Source organism: Brevundimonas nasdae, assembly GCF_016654005.1.
GTDB lineage: Bacteria > Pseudomonadota > Alphaproteobacteria > Caulobacterales > Caulobacteraceae > Brevundimonas > Brevundimonas nasdae.
In genome coordinates, this window is the sequence record NZ_JAEPWN010000019.1 from 1 (window position 1) to 21,337 (window position 21,337).

A 21,337-nucleotide genomic window follows, 5' to 3' on the forward strand; every position below is an offset into this window, starting at 1 on the left:
CTGCGCGGCTCGGCCTGTTGCTCACCCCACGCTGCGAGGCGTAACTAACCCAAGGACTCTGGTCGCCGCTGGATGAAAACTCAGAGGCACGTCACACCGTCTTCCAGACCAGCATAGCCCTGGGTATCGGCTCCGGGCTGGCGTTCGAGCACAATGGAGCGGCCGTTCGGGAGGATGAGCCTGGTCCAGACGAGAAGCACGCGGCTCTGCCCGTATTGGACGCTGTTGTCGTACTGGCCGATGATCCGGGTGCCTTGTGGGATGACGAGGATGCGGCCTGTCGGGCTATCGTAGATGTTCTCCGTCACCTGCGCGGTGATTTGCCCAGGAAGATCGGAGCGGATGCCTGTGATGAGGGCGGCCGAGATGACCGCGCCTGCCTGGAGGATATAGGGCGATGCTGGCGCCATGATGCGGTCGACCGCAATGGTGCGGCGGTCGACGGGAGCATTGAGGAACGCAAGCTGCCGATCCTGAGCGGTCTGAGCGCCCGGTTGCGTGCCGGCTGCCATGCCGGCAAGCCCTGGGACGTTCGGGCCAGCGGTCGCCGATGTTGCGGCCGGACCAGCCTGGAAAAACACGCGGCTGGTGCGGGCGGCCTCCAATTCGGCGAGGCGACGTCGCTCCTCGGGATCAGGCCCCGGCGCCGCCATGGCGGGCGGCACGACAGGCTGCCCCTGATTTTGCGCGCTGACGATCGGGCGGCCGAGGTCTCCAGGCAGCGCCGGGCCGAGGACCGGGCCGGTGTAATCGCGTGGCAGGCCGGCCAAGCCGTCGGCCGTGGTGCGGTTGTCGGTCGAATAGAGTTCGTCGGCGCTCTTGCCAGGGTCGCGGGTCTGGAGCGCGTAGATGAGAGAGCCGCCGATACCGACGAGGGCAACCGCAGCGACGCCGGCGAGCACTTTGCGCGACAGCCGGGTGACACGCGGAGGTTCCGCCCGCAGGCGCATGGACGATGACGTATCGACGGCGGGCGTCGATTGCTCCAGCGGTTCGGCGTTGTCGTGGTTGGTGTCGCTCATGATGCAGGTTTCCCATCGGTTCGCACGATCCTGACGGTCTGCTGCTGCTTGCCGCTGCCGAGGCGCAGTTCGGCGGCTCCGAAGATGCGGTCAACGATCAGGATGTTCTGGTGGATGCGGCTGTTGACGAGCTGCGGCTCTCCATCGGTGCCGAGGACGAAGATCGGCGGCATTTCGCCTTGAACGATGCCGCGTGGAAATTCGACATACACACGCCTGCCGTCGTCATAGACGGCGACCGGCCGCCAGGGCGGCGTGTCGCCGGTGAGGCCGTAGCGGTAGTGACGCGCGGCGGCAGCGGGAATGATAGGCGTCGTCGGGACAGTTCCGCGCTGCGATGCCGGTAGCGCGGGATAAGCCCACGCAACGGCCGGCATATAGGGTTTCGCCTCCGCCCTCAGCTCGAGCATATAGATGCGGCGGTCGGTCGTGATGACCAGGTTCGTGGTGATGTCAGGGCGCGTCGGCTTGACGAGGATGTGGACGCGGCGTGAGAGGCCGGAACCGCTTTCGGTATCACCAACAATCTAGCGGGCGGTGTCACCGGCGGCGATTGGACCTGCGCCGGTCAGATTTTCGCCCGGCTCGAGCGCGATGTTGGTGATCTGGCCGGGCGCGGCATAGACTTGGTAAAGCGCGCCTTCGCTCCAGGGATAGATCTGGATGGCGTTATAATAGCCCTCGCGTCGCGGTTCGACACGCGCCGCAGCATTAGCGTTTTCCACGCGGCCGCCCGGCGTATTCGCGGCGGTTCCACCATGCGCGACCGTCCAGGCAGGAGGCGTGTGCAGCGGACGCGGCGGCTGTTCCGTGACCGGCGCCGGCAGGGCTGGGAGCGGCGGCACGTCACTGTCGTAGTTGATAGTGGGTGGTTTGAAGGTCGCGCAGCCCGCCAGCATCGTTGCTGAGAGCAGCATCGTCGCCAAAGCGGATTTACGGAAAGTCGGAGAGCCGGACAGGCGTAGAGATGTGCTCATTGGGACATCTCCCGCGACCAGTTGATGGCGTTGATGTAGATGCCGAGCGGATTGGCGCGCAGCCGGTCGGCGTCGCGCGGCGTCTGGATGACGATGGTGAGGATGGCGGTCCATCGCTCCGTGCCCGCGAGCTGGCCATTCTCGTAACGCTTCTCGGTCCAGGCCACGCGGAAGGAATCCGCTGATGCGCGGATCACGCTCGAAACCTCGACGGCGATCTGCTGTTTGCCGACCTTGGTGAAGGGATCGTTGGTGCGGGCATAGTCGTTGAGCGCGCCGGCGCCGCGATCGGTGGTCCAGTCATAGGCGCGCAGCCAGTTCTGGCGCACGATGATCGGATCGGCCGGAATGCTTCTGACCTGCTCGATGAAGCGGGCAAGATGCCAGGCCACCTGGGGATCGGTCGGCCGATAGTCGGCCGACGCCGGTGCTACGGACTGCGCCTGGCCGAGCCGATCGACCTGCACGACCCAGGGAACGACGGTGCCGCGCGCCGACTGCCAGACCAGCGCGGCGGCGAAGCCGGCTGACAGGAACAGCGAGCCGAAGGCCATGATGCGCCAGTTCCTGGCCTGGACGCGGGCCGAACCGATGCGATCGTCCCAGACCTGCGCGGCGCGCTGATAGGGTGTTTCGGGTTCGGGCGATTTCCCATAATGGGCGGCGGGTCGTTTGAAGAGGCTCATGAGCGGTTACTTTCGGAGAGATTGACGGAAGAGCCGCCGCCATGGCTGTCACCGGATTTGACGGCATGCGCTGCGAGGGTGGTTCCGTGGCTGAGGGACTGATGGCGCTTCATGCGCTTGGCCCAGTCGGGCGGACCGTCGCGGGGCGCTGCTGCGGCGGCTTCGCCTGCGGAGCCTGAGCCGGGTATCGTGCTCATGGTCGAGGAGCCGCCCGTTGCGCCGAAGCCTGCCTTTGCACCTTCGGAGAAGCTGGACTTGACGCCTTCGGCGGCGCGCGCCGTCGCGCGTTTCAGGGGCGACACGGCGGCTGCTCCGGCCGCGCGGGCGACACCGCTGAGACCAGAGGCGGCACCGGCTGCGCCGGACTGGCCGAGCGAGCTGACGCTGTAGGCCGCGGCGGCTCCGCCTGCCGCTGCCGCACCGCCCCGCACAGCGGCAGCACCGCCGGAGATCCCAGCCGCTCCTCCCTTCAGGGCAAAGCCTGCCGCGCCACCAGCTGCGAGTGCCGCACCACCGACGGCAAGCCCGGTGCCAACCGCCGCACCGGCGCCGAGTTGTGGTCCGCCGCTGACAAGACCGGCAGCAATGCCGGGGCCGAAGATGCCGAGCCCGAGCAGCGATAGCGCGGCAAGGACAATCGCCATGGCGTCGTCGATTGTGGGCGTTGCGCCGCCAAAGCCGGCCGTAAACTGGCTGAACAGCGTTGAGCCGATACCGATGATGACGGCGAGCACCAGCACCTTGATGCCGGATGAGACGACATTGCCTAGCACGCGCTCGGCCATGAAAGCGGTTTTGCCGAACAGGCCGAACGGGATGAGGACGAAGCCCGCCAGCGTCGTCAGCTTGAATTCGATCAGGGTAACGAAGAGCTGGATCGCGAGGATGAAGAAGGCGAGCAGCACCAGAGCCCAGGCGAACAGCAGGCAGGCGATCTGGATGAAGTTCTCGAAGAACGCGATCCAGCCCATCAGGTCGGAGATGGATTCGAGCAAGGGGCGCGCGGCGTCGAGCCCGGTCTGCGCGACCTTGCCGGGTCGCATCAGATCCTGCGCGGTGAAGCTGGTGCCGGAAGCCTTGAGGCCGAGGCCCGCGAACGAGTCGAAGACGATCTTGGCGAGGTTGTTCCAGTTGCCGATGAGATAGGCGAAGACGCCGACGAAGAGCGTCTTTTTCACCAGCCGGGCGATGATGTCGTCTTCCGCGCCCCAGCTCCAGAACAGGGCGGCAAGCGTCACATCGATGACGATCAGCGTTGTGGCGATGAACGCGACCTCGCCGCCGAGCAGTCCGAACCCGCTGTTGATGTAGGAGGTGAAGACCCCGAGGAAATTGTCGATGACACCTGCGCCGCCCATGGTTCACCGTCCTTCTGTTGTCGGGACGGCAGGCGCCGGGGGGCGGCCGAGGAAGCGATCGCGGCTCTCGGCCCAGATGCGCATGCAGTCGGTATCGCTCGCCGCTGCCTGGCCAAGCTGCTGGCACCGGCGCTGCCCTTCGCGGAGCGCATCGCGCTTGGGTTCGACAGCGTGGACGCGCTCCATTTCAGGGGCCGCGTCCTTCCGGGTCATCTCGATCGCCGTCGCCGTGATGGCGAACGATACGAAAACGATGGCGCCCAGCCGGGCCAGCATCTTGCCGTCCATGGCCGCGCCCTCAGTTGCCGTTGCCGAACATCTGCGCGTTGCCGGGCTGATAGCCCGCGCCCGGCGTGAGGAAGCGGCGGCGCTGCTCCCGGCCCTGATCAGCCGCCGCCGCGCGCTCCGCGTCAGTCAGCGCCGTGGCCCGGCCGTTGGCGGAGATCAGCGCGATCAGGTCGGAGAGCTGCTGCGATTGCAGCGCGAGAAGCTGATTGCCGGCCTGTGTCGCCTGCAACGCACCCTGCGCGCCTTGACTCTGGCTGACGAGGTTCGACATCTGCGTGCGATTGCTGTCGATATTGCCGACGACACCGGCCTGAATGCGCATGGCGTCCTGCAAGCCGCCGACGGTGTTCTGCCAGCGCGAGCGAGCGTCGGTGATGAGCTTGGCGTCCGACGACGACAGTGAGACGCTGCCATATTGCTGCTGGAACATCCGATCGACGTTCTGGACGTCGAAAGCGATGTTCTGCGCCTGGCCGAGGAGCTGCTGGGTGCGTTGGACGTTCTGTTGAATCTGCTGGAGCGCCGAGTAGGGCAGGTTCGCCAGATTCTTGGCTTGGTTGATGAGGCTCTGCGCCTCGTTTTGAAGCGAGCGGATCTGGTTGTTGATCTGCTCGAGGGACCGCGCCGCCGTCAGGACGTTCTGGGCGTAGTTGGTAGGGTCATAGACGATCCCGCCGAAGCCGAATTGCGCGTGCGCTGGCGCGGTCAGCACCGGCGATGCGGCGAGCGGTATCGCCAGGATGAAGGCCGCGAGCGACATCGCGCGCGGGCGTGAACGAAGCGTATTCATGGTCATTACTCCTTCTCGGACTGCTGGGGGGTGAGGTTCGTGAGGTCAGGGATGAGGTCTGCGGCCCACTCGGCGCCGCGCAGGCGCAGCCAGGCGGCGAGAAAGCCCTCGCGGCCATGCTCGGCGACGGTGCGCGCGATCTCGGACTGGTCGGTCTTGGAGGAGGTGGCGGCGAGCGCGAGACCGACTTCGGAGAGGCCCAGCTCGAACAGGCGATTGCCGCGCCGCGACTGGCAGTAATAGTCGCGCTTGGGCGTGGCCCGCGCGAGGATTTCGATCTGGCGGTCGTTGAGACCGAAGCGCCGATAGATCTCCGTGATCTGCGGCTCGATCGCGCGTTCGTTCGGCAGGAGCAGCCTTGTCGGGCAGCTCTCGATGATGGCCGGGGCGATGTTGCTGTTGTCGATGTCGGACAGCGACTGCGTGGCGAAGATGACGCTGGCGTTTTTCTTGCGCAGCGTCTTCAGCCATTCGCGCAATTGCCCGGAGAAGGCATCGTCATCGAGTGCGAGCCAGCCCTCGTCGATGATGAGCAGCGTCGGCGAGCCGTCGAGACGGTCGCCGATGCGATGGAAGAGATAGGCGAGGACGGCGGGTGCCGCGCCAGTCCCGACCAGTCCCTCGATCTCGAACGCCTGCACCGATGCCGAGCCGAGATGTTCGGCCTCGGCGTCGAGTAGCCGCCCATAGGGGCCGCCCACGCAATACGGTCGCAGAGCCTGCTTCAGGTCGTTCGATTGGAGCAACACCGTGAGGCCGGTGATCGTGCGTTCCTCGACCGGCGCCGACGCCAGCGAGGTCAGCGCCGACCAGAGGTGCTCCTTCACCTCGGGGGTGATTGCGATGCCCTCGCGGATCAGGATGGCGACGATCCAGTCGGCCGCCCAGGCGCGTTCGGGCGTGTCGTGAATGCGCGCGAGCGGTTGCAGCGAGACCGAGGAGTCCACGCCCTCGGTGAGATCGCCGCCGAGATCGTGCCAATCACCGCCCATGGCGAGCGCGGCGGTGCGGATCGAACCGCCGAAGTCGAAGGCGAAGACCTGGGCACCGGCATAGCGCCGGAACTGCAAGGCCATGATGGCGAGGAGCACCGATTTGCCGGCGCCGGTCGGGCCGACGACGAGCGTGTGACCGACGTCGCCGACATGGAGAGAAAACCGGAACGGGGTCGAGCCTTCGGTCTTGCCGAACAGCAAGGGGGAGCTACCCAAATGCTCGTCCCGTTCCGGCCCCGCCCACACCGCCGAGAGCGGGATCATGTGGGCGAGATTCAGCGTCGAAATCGGGGGCTGGCGCACGTTGGCGTAAACATGCCCCGGCAATGAGCCCAGCCAGGCATCGACGGCATTGATCGTTTCAGTCATGGCCGTGAAGTCGCGGCCCTGGATGACTTTCTCGGCGAGGCGAAGCTTCTCGTCGGCAACTCGGGGATCGTTGTCCCATACCGCGATCGTCGCGGTGACATAGGATTGGCCGGCGTAGTCAGCGCCGAGTTCCTGGAGGGCGAGATCGGCGTCCGCCGCCTTGTTCGAGGCGTCGGTATCGACCAGCGCGGACGCCTCGTTGGTCAGCACCTCTTTCAGGATCGCGGCGATGCTTTTGCGCTTCGCGAACCATTGGCGGCGGATTTTGGTCAGCAGCTTGGTCGCGTCGGTCTTGTCGAGCAGGATGGCGCGCGTCGACCAGCGATAGGGAAAGGCGAGCCGATTGAGATCGTCGAGGATGCCGGGCGTGGTCGCGGTCGGGAAACCGACAATGGTGAGAACGCGCAGATGCGCGGTTCCGAGACGCGGCTCCAGGCCGCCGGTGAGCGGTTGGTCGGCGAGCAGCGCGTCGAGATAGACCGGCGTTTCGGGCACACGGACGCGGTGCCGTTTGGTCGAGACGGTCGAATGGAGATATGTCAGCGTCTCGCTGCTATCGAGCCACTGGCATTCCGGCATGAAGCCGTCGAGCAGCGCCAGCACGCGATCGGTGCGGTCGACAAAGGTGTTCAGGATTTCCTTCGGATCGATGCCAGCACGTTCGCGGCCCTCATAGAGCCAGGCTTCGGTGCGCGCGGCATCCTCGGCCGGCGGCAGATAGGTGATGGTGAGATAGTAGCCGGAGACGTAATGCGCGCCGGCCTCCTCGAAATCGGCTTTGCGCTCGGCATCGAGAAGCGCTGCGGCGGCGTCGGGAAACAGGTCCGCTGGATAGATCGACGCCTCGTGCCGCTGCGCCTCGACGAAGATGGCCCAACCCGATCCGAGACGACGGAATGCGTTGTTGAGCCGCCCGGCGACGGCGACCAGTTCGGCGGCGACCGCGGAGTTCAGATCAGGGCCGCGGAACCGCGCCGTGCGCTGAAAGCTGCCGTCCTTGTTGAGCACGACGCCCTCGGCGACGAGCGCGGCCCAGGGCAGATAGTCAGCGAGGCGGGTTGCGGTGCGGCGATATTCGGCAAGATTCATCATGGCGATGCGCTTCCTCAGACGGACAGATGAGCGGGGATGCGCAGGTGACGGCGACCGACCTCGACGAAGAGGGGATCGCGCTTTGCAGCCCATACGGCTGCGATATGGCCAATGGCCCAGATCAGCAGACCGACGAGCCAGAGGCGCAGGCCAAGGCCCACGGCTCCGGCCAGCGTGCCGTTCAGGATGGCGAGTGCGCGCGGTGCGCCGCCGAGCAGAATGTGCTCGGTCAGCGCCCGGTGAACCGGGACGGTGAAACCCGGCACCGCGTCGAGTTGTTCGAACGCCGCCGCCATCAGATGAGCGCCCCGCCGCCGAATGAGAAGAACGACAGGAAGAAGCTCGACGCCGCAAACGCGATGCTGAGACCGAAGACGATCTGGATCAGCTTCCGGAAGCCGCCGGACGTGTCACCGAACGCCAGCGCCAGGCCGGTGGCGATGATGATGATGACGGCGACGATCTTGGCGACCGGCCCTTCGATGGATTCGAGAATTTTCTGGAGCGGTGCTTCCCACGGCATGGACGAGCCGGAGGCATGGGCGGCGGGAACGAGGACGAGATTGATGTAGATGAAGGCGGCGGCCGTCGCGGCATAGCGGCGAACGCGCATGGTGGTGCGGATCATGATGGCGCTCCTGTACGGTCAAGGGTTGCGGGGGTGATGGCGTAGTCGCCGTCCGGACCGAGCCCATCGACGCGGGCGAGTTCGGCGAGCCGGCGCGCGGAGCCGCGGCCGGAGAGGACGGCAACAAGATCGATGGTCTCGGCGATCAGGGCGCGCGGGACCGTGACGACGGCCTCCTGGATGAGTTGTTCAAGGCGGCGCAGCGCGCCGATGCCGCTCCCGGCGTGGATCGTGCCGATGCCGCCGGGGTGGCCGGTTCCCCATGCTTTCAGGAGATCGAGAGCTTCAGAGCCGCGCACCTCGCCGATGGGAATGCGATCGGGGCGCAGGCGTAGCGAAGAGCGAACCAGCTCCGAGAGCGTGGCCACTCCATCCTTGGTCCGCATGGCGACAAGATTGGGCGCGGCGCACTGAAGCTCGCGGGTATCCTCGATGATGACGACGCGATCCGCCGTCTTGGCGACCTCGGCCAGAAGCGCATTGGTCAGCGTGGTTTTGCCGGTGGAAGTGCCGCCTGCGACAAGGATATTGGCGCGCGCCATCACGGCTGCGCGTAGCGTCGCCGCCTGGTCGGCGAACATGATTCCGGCGGCCACATAATCGTCGAGCGTGAAGATCGCTACGGCGGGCTTGCGGATGGCGAAGGCCGGTGCGGCGACAACGGGCGGCAGCAAGCCCTCGAACCGCTCTCCCGTCTCAGGAAGCTCGGCGGAGACTCGCGGGCTGCGCGGATGCACCTCGACGCCGACATGGTGAGCGACCAGCCGCACGATGCGCTCGCCATCGGCAGGCGCCAGCGTCTCACCCGTATCGGCCAGCCCTTCGGAGAGGCGATCTACCCAGAGACGGCCGTCGCGGTTCAGCATGATTTCGACCACGGCCGGGTCTTCGAGAAAATGGGTGATGGTCGAGCCGAGCGCGGTGCGAAGCATGCGCGCACCGCGCGCGAACGCCTCCGGCTTCTGGCTGATATTGGTCATTCCTGCCCCGCTTCCTGACGGGGCTGGAAAAGAGGGTCCCCGGATCGGGGTGATTAAAAGAGCCGTGAATCAGGCTGATTCAACAAGTATCGGTCGTCGTAGTAGCGTGGCGTGCAAATACAGGAGAACGGCGGTTGGGCGATGCTATTGATCCACGCGCGCCGAAGCCTATGGATCGCTCTCTGTCGGGCTGGACGGCGACTCGCCGACATCTTCAACGATCTCCTGCCGAAGTTTCGGTCCCTGGGCCAGGCGCCGTCCAAGGGCCGCGATGAACGCCTCGTAGCGCTTCCCGACCATGGCGCGCGCTGCCTGGGCCGCGGGTTCCGGAAGCGCCGGCGTGGTGTTGAGCCAGAACCGGATGAATACGGCCATTGTCTCGACGGAGACCCCGATGTCGCGTTCCATGCGGTTGAGACGGCGATCGATCTGGTCGAGGCGTTTGGCGACCACGGCTTCGCGCCGCTCCGCATCGTCCGGCGACAGGAAGGATGCGATGGCGGCCTCGGCGATCAGGGAGAGCGGTTGTTCGCGGCGGCCTGCATAGTCCGATAGCGTGGCCATGATGTCGGGGTCGAGATAGACGGAAATCGGCACCTTCTTCTTGCGTCCGGTCATGGTGCTACAGCTCCATGCCGTCATTGGGATCGAGCGAGACCTGGCGGGCAACGCCGCGCATGACGCGGGTCAGCCGCTGGTTGCGCGCGGCGGCATCTTCTGTGTCGTCAGGCAAATCGATCTCAAACTCATTGTCGATCGGCGCCTTCTTTTCGATAGGGTTCACCCGGTTGAGTTCGGGCTGATGCCGACGCTCGGACTCGGTGGAATCTTCTTCATCGTCACCGATGGTCGTTGGCGCGGCGTTTTCGGCCATGCCCGGGCGCGCGGGGATTGGCAGCTTGCTCCAATCGTCGGGCCGACCTTCAGCAGGCCGCGCCAGCCCCGGCGGTGACATGATGCGTTCCTTGAAGCGGGCATCTTCATAGTAGCGCGCCTTCTTCGCCCGGATCGGCGGCGTCCCGGCGACCATGACGATCTCGTCGGTCGGCGGGAGCTGCATGATTTCGCCTGGTGTCAGGAGCTGTCGCGCGGTCTCCGAGCGCGACACCATCAAATGGCCGAGCCAGGGCGAGAGCCGATGCCCGGCATAGTTCTTCATCGCCTTCATCTCGGTCGCGGTTCCGAGCGCGTCGCTGACCCGCTTCGCGGTCCTTTCGTCGTTCGTCGCAAAGGAAACGCGCACATGGCAGTTGTCGAGGATCGAATTGTTCGGGCCGTAAGCCTTCTCGATCTGGTTCAGGGACTGAGCGATCAGAAAGCTCTTGAGGCCGTAGCCAGCCATGAAGGCCAGCGCGGACTCGAAGAAATCGAGGCGGCCGAGGGCGGGAAACTCGTCGAGCATGAGCAGCAGGCGATGCCGTCCGGCCTTTGCGTGAAGATCCTCGGTGAGACGTCGACCGACCTGATTGAGGATCAGGCGGATCAGCGGCTTGGTGCGGTTGATGTCGGACGGCGGCACGACAAGGTAGAGCGTGGTCGGGCGCTTGCCGCCCACCATGTCGCTGATCCGCCAGTCGCAGCGCCGCGTCACCTCGGCGACGACAGGATCGCGGTAGAGGCCGAGAAACGACATGGCGGTGGAGAGCACGCCCGAGCGTTCGTTGTCCGATTTGTTGAGTAGTTCGCGCGCGGCGCTGGCGATGACGGGGTGCGGCCCTGCCTCGCCGAGGTGGCTGGTCTTCATCATCGCGGCAAGCGTCGACTCGATCGGGCGCTTCGGATCGGAGAGGAAAGCGGCGACGCCGGCCAATGTCTTGTCGTCTTCGGCGTAGAGGACATGCAGGATGGCGCCGACCAGCAGGGCATGACTGGTCTTCTCCCAATGGTTCCGCTTTTCGAGCGAGCCTTCGGGATCGACCAGGATGTCAGCGATGTTCTGAACGTCGCGGACTTCCCATTCGCCGCGGCGCACCTCGAGCAGCGGATTGTAGGCCGACGATTTGGGGTTGGTCGGGTCGAACAGCAGAACGCGGCCATGCCGGGCGCGGAAACCGGCGGTGAGCTGCCAGTTTTCCCCTTTGATGTCGTGGACGATGGCCGAGCCCGGCCAGGTCAACAGGGACGGCACGACCAGGCCGACGCCCTTGCCCGATCGGGTCGGGGCGAAGCAAAGCACATGCTCGGGGCCGTCATGACGGAGATAGTCGCGATCATAGCGGCCGAGCACGACACCGTCGGGACTGAGCAGGCCCGCGGCTTTCACTTCGTCCTTTCCCGCCCAGCGGGCGGAGCCGTAGGTCGCCGCGCTTTTTGCTTCGCGGGCGCGCCAGACCGACATGCCGATGGCGACGGCTATGGCGATGAAGCCGCCCGACGCCGAGATCATCCCGCCCTTGGCGAAGACCTCCGGCGCGTAGGCGTCGTAGAAATACCACCACCAGAAGAACGCTGGCGGATAGTAGATCGGTAGGCCGAACAGGGAAAACCAGGGCGTGCCGAGCTGCGCCTGAAAGCCGAGGCTCCATGCGACATATTGCGTCGCCGCCCAGGTGGTGAGCAGCACGATGAGGAAGACGACGGCGATCTGGCCCCACAGGATTTTGGTCGCGGACATTGCTGCGGTCCTTTCTTCTTAGGTGATTAGAGGCCGAGCCCCCGCTTGCGGCCGAAGCTCCAGTCGACACCGCCGTCGCCGCGGGCGACCCCGGAGACGTGTTTGCCGAGCTGGCTTTCGAGGGACGGCGACCAAGGCACGAGCTGGAAGCCGAGGCCGTTATCGATCATCGCGAAGCGGCCGGATGCGAGCGTCATGCGCTGGCGATAGGTGCCGGCGACATATTCGCCATTGCCGGCCGCTTTGAATGGCTGGCCCGTCTCCTTCGCGAGCCGGTCGGCAACGGCGCCCACCTCACGGCGCCGAAGCGTCTCGATCAGGTTGCGGCTGAAGATGACGCGGCGGCCTTGCTGTTCGGCGAGACCTTCGTGGACCAGATGCTCCGCCCGTTGTCGCATCGCGTGCCGCACCTCGGCGCCGAAGCCGCCCTCCGACATGGCGACGGGTTCACGGGCGATGCACTGCCGGTCGAGCCAGGTGGCGCCCGAGGCGTTCACCTGATGCTGGAGATCGAGATCGGAGCGGACGGCCAGTGCGACGCGACGTTCGCCGCGAGCATCTTCGAAGCTGCGCAGCTCGACGATCGACCCCGGCGCGCTGTCCCCTGCCGCATCGAGATGCGGCAAGCGGATGTGGTGGGTCCGACCATCGACGCCGTCGACCACGGCGTAGGCCGTTCCCTTCAGCTCGTCATCGAGGCCGCGCTCGACCAGACGGCCGATGACCGGAACGTCGAGGCTTTCCCCAGCCAGGACATAGTTGCCCGAGCCGCGGTCGATACCGCGTTCGGTGAGCGCGCGGTGCATGCGCTTGATGATGTCGCCGCGTTCGCCGAGCTGGCGCAGCGTCACCTCAGCCTGATCGTCGATCATCCACTGCCCAGGTCCGACTTCACTGGCGAGGCCGAGGGCTGCGAGTTTGCGCAGGCGGCCCACCTTTTCGACGGCGTAGGCGTCGGGCTGGCGGCCGATCTCCGGGGCGACATCGATGACGCCGGTCTTTCCAGCGTCGCGGACAAGCTGCCGATCGAGTTGCGTCAAGCGTTCCGCCTCGATCTGGCGTTCGAGCGTGCGGCGAATATCGAGATCGGTGCGCGGGCCAAGCTCCTGTGTGATGAGGTCACGCGCGCGATCACGCATGCCCTCCTTGATGTAGTCGCGCGAGATCACGAGGTCCTGGCCGTCGTCGCGGACGCCGCGCACGATCAGGTGGATGTGTGGATGCTCGGTGTTCCAGTGATCGACCGCGACCCAATCGAGCCGCGTGTCCAGATCCTTTTCCATCTGGCCGACAAGATCGCGGGTGAAGGACTTGAGGTCCAACATCTCCACGGCGTCGTCCGGTGAGACGATGAAGCGGAAATGATGGCGATCATCCTCGCATCGCCCGGCGAAGGCGCGGCCATCAGCTTCCTCCGTTCCCGGCCCAAACAGCCGGGCCTTTTCTCCATCACGGGTCACGCCATCGCGGCGGAGATAATCGAGATGCGTGCCGAGCGGCGCGGTGCGGCCGGAGTGCCGCACGACGCGGGCCTTGATGACTGCGCCGCGCGTGCGCGCGGTGATGAGACGGTTCGCCTGGATGCTGGCGCGCTGACCTCGGCCGAAGCGCGAGCGATTGGCGGCAACGACGCGCCCGGAGCGCGAGACGCCGCTGCCCGCCTTCTTCGCCGCAGCCAGCGCCTGCGCGATGAAGGGCCGAGCCGACTGCGCGCGGGTCGATCGGATGCGCCCAGGCCGAACACGAAACTCGTGGTCATCGGCCATGACGCGAGCCCGCAATGTCCGAAAAATCGCGCTGATACAGGCAATTGGGCGTCAGGCGCACATTGCCGATGAGCACGGCAATGTGCGGAGCGCGCCAAAATATCCTGCAAATACAACCGCCCGACCGACGCGCAATGTGCGGCCTTTTATCCTGCCATCGTGCGGTTGTTGTGCCTGCCTCTCCCCCTTGTGCCCTCCATGTCACGCCGGAATGCGACAGAGTGCGAAGGATACTTCCGCAGCTCATCGGGGCGTTCCCCCGTCAGAGCGAGCGACCACGATAGCAGCGTTCGAGTCTTCGACGGTATCGGGAGCGCGCGCCGCGACGGAGGAGCGGCTATCGTTCGACCGCGCGCTTTGCGATGACGATGTTGCCGAACGAGCGTCGGCGGAACGCACGACGAAGAGCGGCGCTTCCCGCCAATCCGGCGGCGGTGGCGGCGCAACCGATGGCGCGCTCGACGGCGATGGCGCGCCTAGCTGCGGAGCCAGCAGCGCGATGTAGGCCCGCGTTTCGGCTGGCAGGGCGCGGCCGGTCTGGACGTATTCATCGTAGCGGCCAGGTCCCGCATTGTAGGCGCCGAGCATTGCGGGGATCGTGCGATAGCGGTCGAACATTTCGCGCAAGTAGGCAGCGCCTGCGAGGATGTTGTCGCGCGGGTCGTAGGGATCACGCCCAAGCCCATAGCGAACGCGAAGCGCGGCCCAGGTATCGGGCATGACCTGCATCAACCCCAGCGCGCCGGCCGACGATATGGCGCGCACATCGCCGGCGCTTTCGGCGCGTTTGACGGCGACGATCCAGTGTTCGGGAATGCCGAACCGCTGCGAGGCTTCGGTGACGAAGGCGGCGTGTGGATCGCCAGCGACCGTGCGCGCTGCCGACACGGACTGGGCAAGAGCGGCGTCCGTTGCGCCCGCTGCGAGGGCCAGGCCGGAAAGGAGAAGGAAGGCCATGCGCCGGACGGCGTGATGCCGCCCGCCCGCATCCCGATGGCTTATCGCTGGACGTGGACCGGACATCGGTCAGTCCTTCCCGGCGCGGTCGCGCGGGCGCGACCAGTGCAGCGACCAAGCGTTCCCGGCGTCATCGTCGCGGAACAGATTGGCGCGGATCGGCTGCGGCAGCGCAGGGTCGTCGATCAGCAGCGCAACGTATTCGCCTGCGCGCTCGCCGGTGCGTTTCCAGCCCGCGCCGATTTCCGGACCGGCTTCGGCTTTGCCATCGTCGCGGGCGTGAACACGGTAATCCGGCGCGTTCTCGGCGTCGGAGGGCTCTGCCAGAACGATGACGACATCGCGGAAGAGCGTGAACGTCTCCAGCTTGCCGGCGAAGCCCGTGTCCTGGCGCGTGAATTGACCAATCTGAGGCATGATTACTTCCTTTGCGGCGGCGTTGGGAAAGCCATCGGCGAACACCGCTTCCGCCGATGGCGAGGTGTTCATCGCGTCGGTGCGCGCCATTCGAAGCGGCCCGTTCCGTCCTCTTCGGTCCACAGGGGGACGGCGCGGCCGATGATCTGGTCAGTGGCGGTCAGGCCGAAATAGCGACCGTCCAGGCTGTCGCGGACCTGCCAGTTCATGAGGAAGACTTCGCCGGTCGGGATACGGCGGCAGCCCTGCCAGACCGGGAGGCCGCGCCCGGCACGATCACGTGGCAGCGCATCGCCCATCTCGACGCCATCGATCGTGATAGAGGAGTTCGAGCGGCAAACGGTTTGCCCGGAAACGCCGAGAATGCGCTTCAGCAGCGGGACGCCTTTGGGAAGATAGCCGCGTTCGGCCATGAAGGTCGCGAGCGGCTCGGGCGCATCGACGGCAACGAGATCGGTGACGTCGAACGGGCCATCGAAGTCGATCGTGTAGAAGCCGATGGGGGCGCTCGCCGATGCGTTCCACAGGAGCTTGATCGGCATCGGGGTGAGCGCCGGATAGCTGATGCCCGCGGTCGCGAGAGCCATGACGAGGAAGAGACCGGCGCGCGTCACGACTGTGTCCTCCGGCGCAGGAGGAAGGCGCGATGCTGGTCGAGCGTATAGGCGCGCGGCTGATGTCCAGCCGCCATCCGGTTGTGGACGTGCCGCCAGTGTTCCGGCGAAACGGCGTCCGCCTCGATGCCGATCGCTTCAATGGCATCGACGTGGCGCAGCACGTCTTCGACCTTTGGCCATCCGTCGATCCTGAGCAGGATTTCACCGCCCGGCCGGACAAAGGGCAGCGTCTGGTAGGGCTCTCCGGGCTCAACTGCGCGCACGATATCGATGCGCGAGATGATCGTGCCGAAATCGTTGGCCGCCCATCGCACGAACGCAAAGACGGTGTTCGGACGGAAGGAGACGACACGCCGGCGGCGGTCGAGGATCTGTTCATGTGCCTCACGGCCGAACCTGATCCAGTATTCGATCTTCTTCTCGACCCACGTCAGTTCGACGTGAGTCATGCTGTTATGGGGGAGCGCTGACGGCAGCGGGCCGCCGCGCATGCGGGGAGCCGCAGTGCCGGTCATGTGGGGTCTCCTGGTGTCGAGGGAAATTCATGCGCGAGCAGCTCGCGCAGCATGTCGGCGACGGTGACGCCGCGCCCGAACGCGGCGATCTTGATCCGGCCGCGCAGTTCGGGCGTCACATCGATGGTGAGCCTGGCGGTGAACGCAGCGACGTTAGCTGCGCGTGATGCGTTGTCCGCAGCCTTGATCCATTGGTCGGGGTCGGCGGGGCGCGAGGCGAAGCTGCGACGCGGGGATCGTTCGTTCATTGTGCGCCCCCGTCGATCCGCAGACGCAGGAGTTCGTCGGCGAACGCCGCGATCTCGCGTGTGGCCGATGTCGCATCGGCGAGTTCGGCCACCAGGCGGCCGGTCTGCGCGGCGGCGGCGAAGGCGATACGTTGGCCGATGGTGGTGGCGAGCAACGGTGGATCGTGATCGGCCAGGGTCTCGGCGGTCTCGCGGGCCAGGACGGTGCGCGCACCGCAGCGATTGAGCACGAAGCGGGCGACCAGTTCCGGGCGATAGACGCGGGCTTCGCCGAGCAGCGCCCGCATCTCGGCCGATGCCCAGCCGTCGAGCGGCGACGGCTGCGCCGGCATCAGCACGAGGTCGGCGGCGAGCAGCGCCGAGCGCATGAGGGCTGCGACACGCGGCGGGCCGTCGATGACGACGTGGTCGACATCGCGGGCCAGTTCCGGCGCTTCGCGGTGGAGCGTGTCGCGCGCTAGGCCGACGACGCCGAACCGGCGCGGCAGGCCCTCATGGCTGCGTTGCTCAGACCAGTCGAGGGCCGAGCCCTGTGGGTCCGCGTCGATAAGGGTGACGCGCTGACCGCGCCCGGCGAGTTCGCCGGCGAGGTTGAGCGCCAGCGTCGTCTTGCCGACACCGCCTTTCTGGTTGAGGAACGCGACGATCATCGCGCACCTCCAGGCGGATCGAGGAGCGGAAGCTGATCGGGGGAAGCCGGTTCGCTCTCTTTCCGGCCCGTCTGAGCTGCTGGAGCACCCTTGCGCGGTGATTTGCCGGCGGCGCGGAGGTTCGCTGCGGCGGTGCGGATGAGGTTTTCCACATCGCGCGCGCGCTCTTCAAAGTTAGATTCTTGGTTAGACTCTAAGTTAAGGGCGCGAATCCGCCCACGATTTCCAGAAGTTAAGGCCGGACTGGGTTCCTGATGGCACGAGCCTCGGGTTCCCGATGGCACGATAGGTCGGGTTCCCGATAGCACGAGGCCGCCCACAGGTTTTCCACAGGCGGCCAGTGGCTCGAAAGCCAGCAGCGTGCGCCCGCCGATTTCCACTTCGAGCGACAGGAGGTAGCCGGGCAGTGGTTGGCGCCGCACGATGTTTCGCAGTTCGAAGGCGAAGCGCTTGAACGGCGACAGGCTGCCGGATTTGAGGTGGAGGTGGCGTAGGTCGAAACGCCAGCCGCCGCGCTGACGGCCGCCGTGTTTGCGCACGATGCGGTAGAGCCAGCGATCGAGGCCGCCGGTGAGATCGAAATAGGCCGGGTCGATAGTGAGGATGAGCGCGTCATCGAGGACGGCCTTGTAGAACCAGTCGGGGACGATCAGCTCGATGCCATCCGGTCGTCCTTGGCGATCCGTGCGCTCCTGCCACTCGTTTATCCACGAGAAGCGGTGACGGCGGCCTTCAGCGGGTTGGCGGATCGACGTCGAGATGGTGGTCGATTGCAGCCGGTCGAGCGCGGCCTTGAGCCGCTGATAGTCGCGCATGGATGTGCCGCGCCCGACATAGGTGAGGATCTCATAGGGTGTCGCCGCCATCAGACGCGAGGTGCGCAGGCCCGCGTCGCGGGCCTCGACGATCTGGCTCGCGGCCCAGATCAGGATGTCGGCGTCCCAGATCGTGGCCATGCCATGATCGGGAACGGCCTCTACCCGGATGGAGACGCCGCCCGCCGAAAAGTCGATCGGCGCTATGCGGTGTGATTTCGAGAGGGAGAAGAAGGGATAGGCCATGAGATCCTGCGCGTCTCGTGGCGCGAAGTCGCCGGGAAGCGCGCGAAACAGGTCGAGCTGCCCACGCTCCGAAGGGTCACGACGACGCACCACCATGAAAGGGACCAGCCACGATCAGCGTGCGTATCGGCCGGCGATCTGGCCGGTCGGTAGCGTCTGGCGCTTTGCGGGAAGCACGGAGCCGCGCGGATCGGACGTCGAGGTCACGGCGCCGCGCTCGGTCCAGGTCTCCAGATCGTCGACCGAATAGACGACGCGCCCGCCGAGTTTGTGATAGGCCGGACCAGTGCCGTAGGTGCGGTGTTTTTCGAGAGTGCGCGCAGACAGGCTGAGAAATTCAGCGGCTTCCTTGGTCCGCAGGTAGCGTGGCGGGAGCGCGGCGGTATCGGGTCGCATGGGGCGGGCCTCCGTGGGGTTGCTGGGGGTCGCTGGCGATCAGCGGCTGACAGCGACAACGGTGGCGGAGAACCTCCGGCGGGATGGATGGGGGACTTGGGATGGCTAAATTCCCCACCCCTGTTGTTGGCGCAGGCTAGGTGCGCCGACGATGCCGAAGCAGGTGCAGATAGCCGCCATCGATGAGGGCCAATCCGGCTTCGGCGAAGGCGATCACGGCATCCCGCAGCGGCGAGGTCTTCCAGGGATCGGTATCGATGCGCGCCGCGCCATAGATTGCGATGGCGATGTCGCGATAGGTCGCGCCGTTCATGCGGCCGTCGGCAGCACGAAGTTTGAGGCGAAAGCGGCGGCGCTGCTCGGCGGTCATGCGCGTGTCGCGCAATGGCGGACGCTGGAGCCAGGCGCGCGCGAGGCGTGTCAGCGCATCAATGCGATCGAGGATGTCGTCATCGATGGGGACGACCGCCGCAAGCTGGTCGTGTGCGGATATGCCGGGTAGGAAGAGTAGCTGGAGGTCGTGCTCGGGAAGACCTGCATAGGCTCCTTCAGGGCCATCACGGCCCGCAGCGAAGCTGTCGGCGAGGCTGTTTGAGCTGGACGGCAGAAAGTTCGGCCGTGCTGTCAGAAAGAGGACGGCGGGATCGCTCTGCGGCGACCACACCACCTGTTGCTGTAGGGCAGAACGACCTGGTCTTGCGGGGAAATCGCAACCCCCAGCGCTGCTGCCTGTCGTCAGGCAGCGGCTGAGTCTCGGCGCCAGCATCGACCAGACTGGCGTAATCGTCCTGATAAGGGCGGTATCTGCGAAGGCACTCCCAGGCGAGACCTTCGATCGGCAGTGTATCGAAGAAATCGTAGCTGCGGTCGTCTCGCCAGTTCGATGTATCGGGCCTCATCGCATCAACTCTCCCGCGTGGTGCGCGTAAGTCGAGCGTGTGATTTTTCGGGACACGACGAGGGTGTTGGAAGTCCGGCGGAGGGCATTGCGTGATGTCGAAAGGGCATCACGCAGGTTCGCAAGCCTCTCAGCGCTGAGCCTGTCTCAGGAGATGCCGATAGCCGGTGTGTGTCATCCAGCGGGCGCGTTCGAGATGGCTGTCATGGATGCGTCGGCAGCGTTCGGGTTCACGGGCGGGATCAAGGTCGAACAGCACCCGCACGGCTTCCTCCCAATGCGCGCCGTCAGCGGCCGCATCCAGCAAGCGCATGTATAGTTTGGCGTGCGACTTGTCGTAATCGGTGAGATCTTGCCCCGATGGCGCGAGGTCCTGGAATGGTGCGGTCATGGTGCAGACTCGGCGAATATGCGGTGCCTGTCTATTAACCATGTTTGATCCGAAATGGAGACAGTGCGAATGATGAGGAACCTGGCTGCCCACAGGTCAGCGTAAGCCTGTAGATCGGTTCGGCTTGTTTCCGCGATCATCGACCAGCAGCACTCCTTGCCCTCGGTCGGTCGACAGGAAGACGATGCCGGCAGCTTCCAAGGCCCTGCGTGCCTGGTCGCGCGTCGTCTCGTACACATCGAGCCCGCTTTCGGATTCGAGGCGCTTGAGCGCGGTCAGCGATAGGCGGGCCTTGTCAGCGAGCGTCTCCTGTGTCCAACCCAGCAACGCGCGTGCGGCCCGTGATTGTCGGGCGGTGATCATGCATGATCACCTCCCATCGCAACCGGCGCGCGCTCCAGAACTACGGCTATTTTAGTCGTATTGGCCCGTTTCTGCCAGCTCAAAGAGGTTGCCGAAGGGCCGTGTCGTGCTGGCGCCGATTTGCTGATTCGGGCAATCGAGGCGTTGTCGTCAGTGAAGCGAAGGGTCTGCGGGCTGGCTTTTGCAGTAAAGCTGGAAGAGCGCGCCTTCGGTGTGACCCGACTATTTGGAACACGCATCTGCGTTTCGGTGCGATTTGAGCAGGAAGGCGGCCCCGACCTTTCGGTCGGGGCCTCGTGACGCCGCCTCAGTCTGCGCGGCGGCCGTTGGGGCGGGACCAGATCAGCGAGTAACCTTCGCCGTCCTCGTCATCGAAGAGGTTGGCGTAGATCGGAGCGTTGAAGCTCGGATCGTCGAGCTTGAGGCCCAGATAGTCGCGGCCCTCGTTGGAGCGCTTGGACCAGGCGGCGCCGATCTCGGCGCGGCCGACCAGGACCCGGTGGCTGGGGGCGTTCTCGCCGCTGGCGCGCAGGTCGGGGACGATTCGCACGCCCTTGGCCTGGACGCTGAGGGTGACGATTTCGCCGCCGAATTCGTTTGAGCCGGTCTTCTTGAAGGTGCCGATGGTCGCCATTGTAAGTCTCCTTTTTCCGTTTCGAGCCCGCACCATTGCGGCCTCGATGGCGATCGACCGGACGGAGGCGAGCGACGACACATCGCTTGCGACCGCAGCAAAGCGGAGGATGGCGCAGGCGCGACTTTGTTGTTTCGCGAGGAATGACGGCGCAGCCGGCAGGGGAAGAAAGTCGGGGCCAGCCGTTGTGGCTTAGGCGCTCGAGGCAAAGCCGTCCTTCGGCCAGATCAGGCCATTGAAGAGGCCGTTTTGGTGCGGGTGCTGGACGGATCGACGGCGGAGACGGCGGCGACCTTCGCATTGGCCTGGGAAGTCCGACCGGCGATCACAGGCGTAGACCTCCCTTGAACAGGCCTGCGCTGCGCATTTCGCCATTCCGCCAGCTCTGACGAAACGCCTCGACGCTGAGGGGCTGCCGGCCACGATGTCGTTGCCGCCCCGACGCGCTCCATCGTTCCGTGACAGGTGGTCGCCCGATGCTTCGCGATGCCGCTTCCCCATCGGGCGACCAGATGGCGTGGAGGGCAAAGGGGCTCTGTTGCAAAGATTGGCGGCAGTCAGAGGTAGGCTGTCGCTCTGCGCCGATCAGGCGGCTGCTGCGAAATGGTGGTTGAGCATGCCCATG

27 protein-coding genes are annotated in these 21,337 nt (G+C 65.7%); all 27 read right to left on the bottom strand.

Going from position 1 to position 21,337, the window contains the following annotated elements; genetic code table 11:
* Positions 1 to 80: 80 nt before the first annotated feature.
* Positions 81 to 1,022 (bottom strand): TrbI/VirB10 family protein, encoded by a 942-nt coding sequence (locus JKF87_RS17800; RefSeq protein ID WP_201101227.1) that lies wholly within the window; start codon positions 1,020 to 1,022, stop codon positions 81 to 83.
* Positions 1,019 to 1,549, bottom strand: a complete 531-nt coding sequence (locus JKF87_RS18710; RefSeq protein WP_425541905.1) for a TrbG/VirB9 family P-type conjugative transfer protein — start codon at positions 1,547 to 1,549, stop codon at positions 1,019 to 1,021. The genes JKF87_RS17800 and JKF87_RS18710 overlap by 4 nt, the downstream gene beginning before the upstream one ends.
* Complete coding sequence (locus JKF87_RS18715) at positions 1,550 to 1,999, bottom strand: TrbG/VirB9 family P-type conjugative transfer protein (RefSeq protein ID WP_442320021.1); 450 nt, start codon at positions 1,997 to 1,999, stop codon at positions 1,550 to 1,552.
* On the bottom strand, positions 1,996 to 2,685 hold the full coding sequence (gene trbF, locus JKF87_RS17810; protein ID WP_045811397.1) for a conjugal transfer protein TrbF: 690 nt from the start codon (positions 2,683 to 2,685) through the stop codon (positions 1,996 to 1,998). The genes JKF87_RS18715 and trbF overlap by 4 nt, the downstream gene beginning before the upstream one ends.
* Entirely contained in the window at positions 2,682 to 4,043 is a 1,362-nt protein-coding gene (trbL, locus tag JKF87_RS17815; RefSeq protein WP_201101228.1) for a P-type conjugative transfer protein TrbL, read from the bottom strand. The genes trbF and trbL overlap by 4 nt, the downstream gene beginning before the upstream one ends.
* Before the next feature lie 3 nt (positions 4,044 to 4,046).
* Positions 4,047 to 4,331, bottom strand: a complete 285-nt coding sequence (trbK-alt, locus tag JKF87_RS17820) for a putative entry exclusion protein TrbK-alt (RefSeq protein ID WP_012110076.1) — start codon at positions 4,329 to 4,331, stop codon at positions 4,047 to 4,049.
* A 10-nt stretch (positions 4,332 to 4,341) separates the two neighbouring features.
* Positions 4,342 to 5,121: a P-type conjugative transfer protein TrbJ gene (gene trbJ, locus JKF87_RS17825; protein ID WP_201101229.1), complete on the bottom strand. Its 780-nt coding sequence runs from the start codon at positions 5,119 to 5,121 to the stop codon at positions 4,342 to 4,344.
* A 5-nt stretch (positions 5,122 to 5,126) separates the two neighbouring features.
* The gene (gene trbE, locus JKF87_RS17830) at positions 5,127 to 7,577 is read right to left on the bottom strand and encodes a conjugal transfer protein TrbE (RefSeq protein ID WP_201101230.1); all 2,451 of its coding nucleotides are present in this window, start codon (positions 7,575 to 7,577) and stop codon (positions 5,127 to 5,129) included.
* Positions 7,578 to 7,591: 14 nt separating this feature from the next.
* On the bottom strand, positions 7,592 to 7,873 hold the full coding sequence (locus JKF87_RS17835) for a VirB3 family type IV secretion system protein (RefSeq protein ID WP_012110080.1): 282 nt from the start codon (positions 7,871 to 7,873) through the stop codon (positions 7,592 to 7,594).
* Complete coding sequence (locus JKF87_RS17840; protein ID WP_012110081.1) at positions 7,873 to 8,205, bottom strand: TrbC/VirB2 family protein; 333 nt, start codon at positions 8,203 to 8,205, stop codon at positions 7,873 to 7,875. Before JKF87_RS17840 ends, JKF87_RS17835 begins: the two co-directional genes overlap by 1 nt.
* Positions 8,202 to 9,185 carry a P-type conjugative transfer ATPase TrbB gene (gene trbB, locus JKF87_RS17845; RefSeq protein WP_201101231.1) on the bottom strand — a complete coding sequence of 328 codons (984 nt, stop codon included), beginning with the start codon at positions 9,183 to 9,185 and terminating at the stop codon, positions 8,202 to 8,204. The genes JKF87_RS17840 and trbB overlap by 4 nt, the downstream gene beginning before the upstream one ends.
* 168 nt (positions 9,186 to 9,353) lie before the next feature.
* Positions 9,354 to 9,803, bottom strand: coding sequence for a CopG family transcriptional regulator (locus JKF87_RS17850; protein ID WP_201101232.1), 450 nt, complete (start codon positions 9,801 to 9,803; stop codon positions 9,354 to 9,356).
* A 4-nt stretch (positions 9,804 to 9,807) separates the two neighbouring features.
* The gene (locus tag JKF87_RS17855; protein ID WP_201101233.1) at positions 9,808 to 11,799 is read right to left on the bottom strand and encodes a conjugal transfer protein TraG; all 1,992 of its coding nucleotides are present in this window, start codon (positions 11,797 to 11,799) and stop codon (positions 9,808 to 9,810) included.
* 26 nt (positions 11,800 to 11,825) lie between these two features.
* On the bottom strand, positions 11,826 to 13,565 hold the full coding sequence (locus JKF87_RS17860; protein WP_201101234.1) for a relaxase/mobilization nuclease domain-containing protein: 1,740 nt from the start codon (positions 13,563 to 13,565) through the stop codon (positions 11,826 to 11,828).
* 243 nt (positions 13,566 to 13,808) lie between these two features.
* On the bottom strand, positions 13,809 to 14,522 hold the full coding sequence (locus tag JKF87_RS17865; protein WP_201101235.1) for a lytic transglycosylase domain-containing protein: 714 nt from the start codon (positions 14,520 to 14,522) through the stop codon (positions 13,809 to 13,811).
* A gap of 69 nt (positions 14,523 to 14,591) precedes the next feature.
* The gene (locus JKF87_RS17870) at positions 14,592 to 15,029 is read right to left on the bottom strand and encodes a DUF736 domain-containing protein (RefSeq protein WP_236261495.1); all 438 of its coding nucleotides are present in this window, start codon (positions 15,027 to 15,029) and stop codon (positions 14,592 to 14,594) included.
* Positions 15,008 to 15,553: a S26 family signal peptidase gene (locus JKF87_RS17875; RefSeq protein ID WP_370874366.1), complete on the bottom strand. Its 546-nt coding sequence runs from the start codon at positions 15,551 to 15,553 to the stop codon at positions 15,008 to 15,010. Before JKF87_RS17875 ends, JKF87_RS17870 begins: the two co-directional genes overlap by 22 nt.
* Entirely contained in the window at positions 15,550 to 16,071 is a 522-nt protein-coding gene (locus tag JKF87_RS17880) for a DUF2840 domain-containing protein (RefSeq protein ID WP_201101236.1), read from the bottom strand. Before JKF87_RS17880 ends, JKF87_RS17875 begins: the two co-directional genes overlap by 4 nt.
* Positions 16,068 to 16,319: a hypothetical protein gene (locus tag JKF87_RS17885; protein ID WP_201101237.1), complete on the bottom strand. Its 252-nt coding sequence runs from the start codon at positions 16,317 to 16,319 to the stop codon at positions 16,068 to 16,070. The genes JKF87_RS17880 and JKF87_RS17885 overlap by 4 nt, the downstream gene beginning before the upstream one ends.
* Positions 16,316 to 16,969: a ParA family partition ATPase gene (parA, locus tag JKF87_RS17890; RefSeq protein WP_201101238.1), complete on the bottom strand. Its 654-nt coding sequence runs from the start codon at positions 16,967 to 16,969 to the stop codon at positions 16,316 to 16,318. The genes JKF87_RS17885 and parA overlap by 4 nt, the downstream gene beginning before the upstream one ends.
* The gene (locus JKF87_RS17895) at positions 16,966 to 18,126 is read right to left on the bottom strand and encodes a replication initiator protein A (RefSeq protein WP_201101239.1); all 1,161 of its coding nucleotides are present in this window, start codon (positions 18,124 to 18,126) and stop codon (positions 16,966 to 16,968) included. Before JKF87_RS17895 ends, parA begins: the two co-directional genes overlap by 4 nt.
* Positions 18,127 to 18,144: 18 nt before the next feature.
* Positions 18,145 to 18,426: a helix-turn-helix transcriptional regulator gene (locus JKF87_RS17900; protein WP_201101240.1), complete on the bottom strand. Its 282-nt coding sequence runs from the start codon at positions 18,424 to 18,426 to the stop codon at positions 18,145 to 18,147.
* A gap of 136 nt (positions 18,427 to 18,562) precedes the next feature.
* Positions 18,563 to 19,090 (bottom strand): DUF2285 domain-containing protein, encoded by a 528-nt coding sequence (locus tag JKF87_RS17905; protein ID WP_317134896.1) that lies wholly within the window; start codon positions 19,088 to 19,090, stop codon positions 18,563 to 18,565.
* Entirely contained in the window at positions 18,984 to 19,325 is a 342-nt protein-coding gene (locus JKF87_RS18695; protein WP_370874365.1) for a transcriptional regulator domain-containing protein, read from the bottom strand. Before JKF87_RS18695 ends, JKF87_RS17905 begins: the two co-directional genes overlap by 107 nt.
* Before the next feature lie 129 nt (positions 19,326 to 19,454).
* Positions 19,455 to 19,715: a DNA -binding domain-containing protein gene (locus tag JKF87_RS17910; protein WP_201101242.1), complete on the bottom strand. Its 261-nt coding sequence runs from the start codon at positions 19,713 to 19,715 to the stop codon at positions 19,455 to 19,457.
* 96 nt (positions 19,716 to 19,811) lie between these two features.
* Positions 19,812 to 20,078 (bottom strand): helix-turn-helix domain-containing protein, encoded by a 267-nt coding sequence (locus tag JKF87_RS17915; protein WP_045811379.1) that lies wholly within the window; start codon positions 20,076 to 20,078, stop codon positions 19,812 to 19,814.
* A 307-nt stretch (positions 20,079 to 20,385) separates the two neighbouring features.
* Positions 20,386 to 20,712, bottom strand: a complete 327-nt coding sequence (locus tag JKF87_RS17920) for a DUF736 domain-containing protein (RefSeq protein ID WP_041535876.1) — start codon at positions 20,710 to 20,712, stop codon at positions 20,386 to 20,388.
* Between the last annotated feature and the right edge of the window lie 625 nt (positions 20,713 to 21,337).

Excerpts from the sequence above, each read along its gene's own strand:
- JKF87_RS17920 (WP_041535876.1), bottom strand. The coding sequence starts at position 20,712 with ATGGCGACCATCGGCACCTTCAAGAAGACCGGCTCAAACGAATTCGGC.
- JKF87_RS17880 (WP_201101236.1), bottom strand. The coding sequence starts at position 16,071 with ATGACCGGCACTGCGGCTCCCCGCATGCGCGGCGGCCCGCTGCCGTCA.
- JKF87_RS17900 (WP_201101240.1), bottom strand. The coding sequence starts at position 18,426 with ATGCGACCCGATACCGCCGCGCTCCCGCCACGCTACCTGCGGACCAAG.
- trbK-alt (WP_012110076.1), bottom strand. The coding sequence starts at position 4,331 with ATGGACGGCAAGATGCTGGCCCGGCTGGGCGCCATCGTTTTCGTATCG.
- trbJ (WP_201101229.1), bottom strand. The coding sequence starts at position 5,121 with ATGAATACGCTTCGTTCACGCCCGCGCGCGATGTCGCTCGCGGCCTTC.
- trbE (WP_201101230.1), bottom strand. The coding sequence starts at position 7,577 with ATGATGAATCTTGCCGAATATCGCCGCACCGCAACCCGCCTCGCTGAC.
- JKF87_RS17840 (WP_012110081.1), bottom strand. The coding sequence starts at position 8,205 with ATGATCCGCACCACCATGCGCGTTCGCCGCTATGCCGCGACGGCCGCC.
- JKF87_RS17850 (WP_201101232.1), bottom strand. The coding sequence starts at position 9,803 with ATGACCGGACGCAAGAAGAAGGTGCCGATTTCCGTCTATCTCGACCCC.
- JKF87_RS18695 (WP_370874365.1), bottom strand. The coding sequence starts at position 19,325 with ATGAGGCCCGATACATCGAACTGGCGAGACGACCGCAGCTACGATTTC.
- trbF (WP_045811397.1), bottom strand. The coding sequence starts at position 2,685 with ATGAGCCTCTTCAAACGACCCGCCGCCCATTATGGGAAATCGCCCGAA.
- parA (WP_201101238.1), bottom strand. The coding sequence starts at position 16,969 with ATGATCGTCGCGTTCCTCAACCAGAAAGGCGGTGTCGGCAAGACGACG.
- JKF87_RS17855 (WP_201101233.1), bottom strand. The coding sequence starts at position 11,799 with ATGTCCGCGACCAAAATCCTGTGGGGCCAGATCGCCGTCGTCTTCCTC.
- JKF87_RS17835 (WP_012110080.1), bottom strand. The coding sequence starts at position 7,873 with ATGGCGGCGGCGTTCGAACAACTCGACGCGGTGCCGGGTTTCACCGTC.
- JKF87_RS17865 (WP_201101235.1), bottom strand. The coding sequence starts at position 14,522 with ATGGCCTTCCTTCTCCTTTCCGGCCTGGCCCTCGCAGCGGGCGCAACG.
- JKF87_RS17800 (WP_201101227.1), bottom strand. The coding sequence starts at position 1,022 with ATGAGCGACACCAACCACGACAACGCCGAACCGCTGGAGCAATCGACG.
- JKF87_RS17885 (WP_201101237.1), bottom strand. The coding sequence starts at position 16,319 with ATGAACGAACGATCCCCGCGTCGCAGCTTCGCCTCGCGCCCCGCCGAC.
- JKF87_RS17910 (WP_201101242.1), bottom strand. The coding sequence starts at position 19,715 with ATGACCGCACCATTCCAGGACCTCGCGCCATCGGGGCAAGATCTCACC.
- trbB (WP_201101231.1), bottom strand. The coding sequence starts at position 9,185 with ATGACCAATATCAGCCAGAAGCCGGAGGCGTTCGCGCGCGGTGCGCGC.
- trbL (WP_201101228.1), bottom strand. The coding sequence starts at position 4,043 with ATGGGCGGCGCAGGTGTCATCGACAATTTCCTCGGGGTCTTCACCTCC.
- JKF87_RS17895 (WP_201101239.1), bottom strand. The coding sequence starts at position 18,126 with ATGGTGGTGCGTCGTCGTGACCCTTCGGAGCGTGGGCAGCTCGACCTG.
- JKF87_RS17870 (WP_236261495.1), bottom strand. The coding sequence starts at position 15,029 with ATGGCGCGCACCGACGCGATGAACACCTCGCCATCGGCGGAAGCGGTG.
- JKF87_RS17915 (WP_045811379.1), bottom strand. The coding sequence starts at position 20,078 with ATGATCACCGCCCGACAATCACGGGCCGCACGCGCGTTGCTGGGTTGG.
- JKF87_RS17860 (WP_201101234.1), bottom strand. The coding sequence starts at position 13,565 with ATGGCCGATGACCACGAGTTTCGTGTTCGGCCTGGGCGCATCCGATCG.
- JKF87_RS18715 (WP_442320021.1), bottom strand. The coding sequence starts at position 1,999 with ATGAGCACATCTCTACGCCTGTCCGGCTCTCCGACTTTCCGTAAATCC.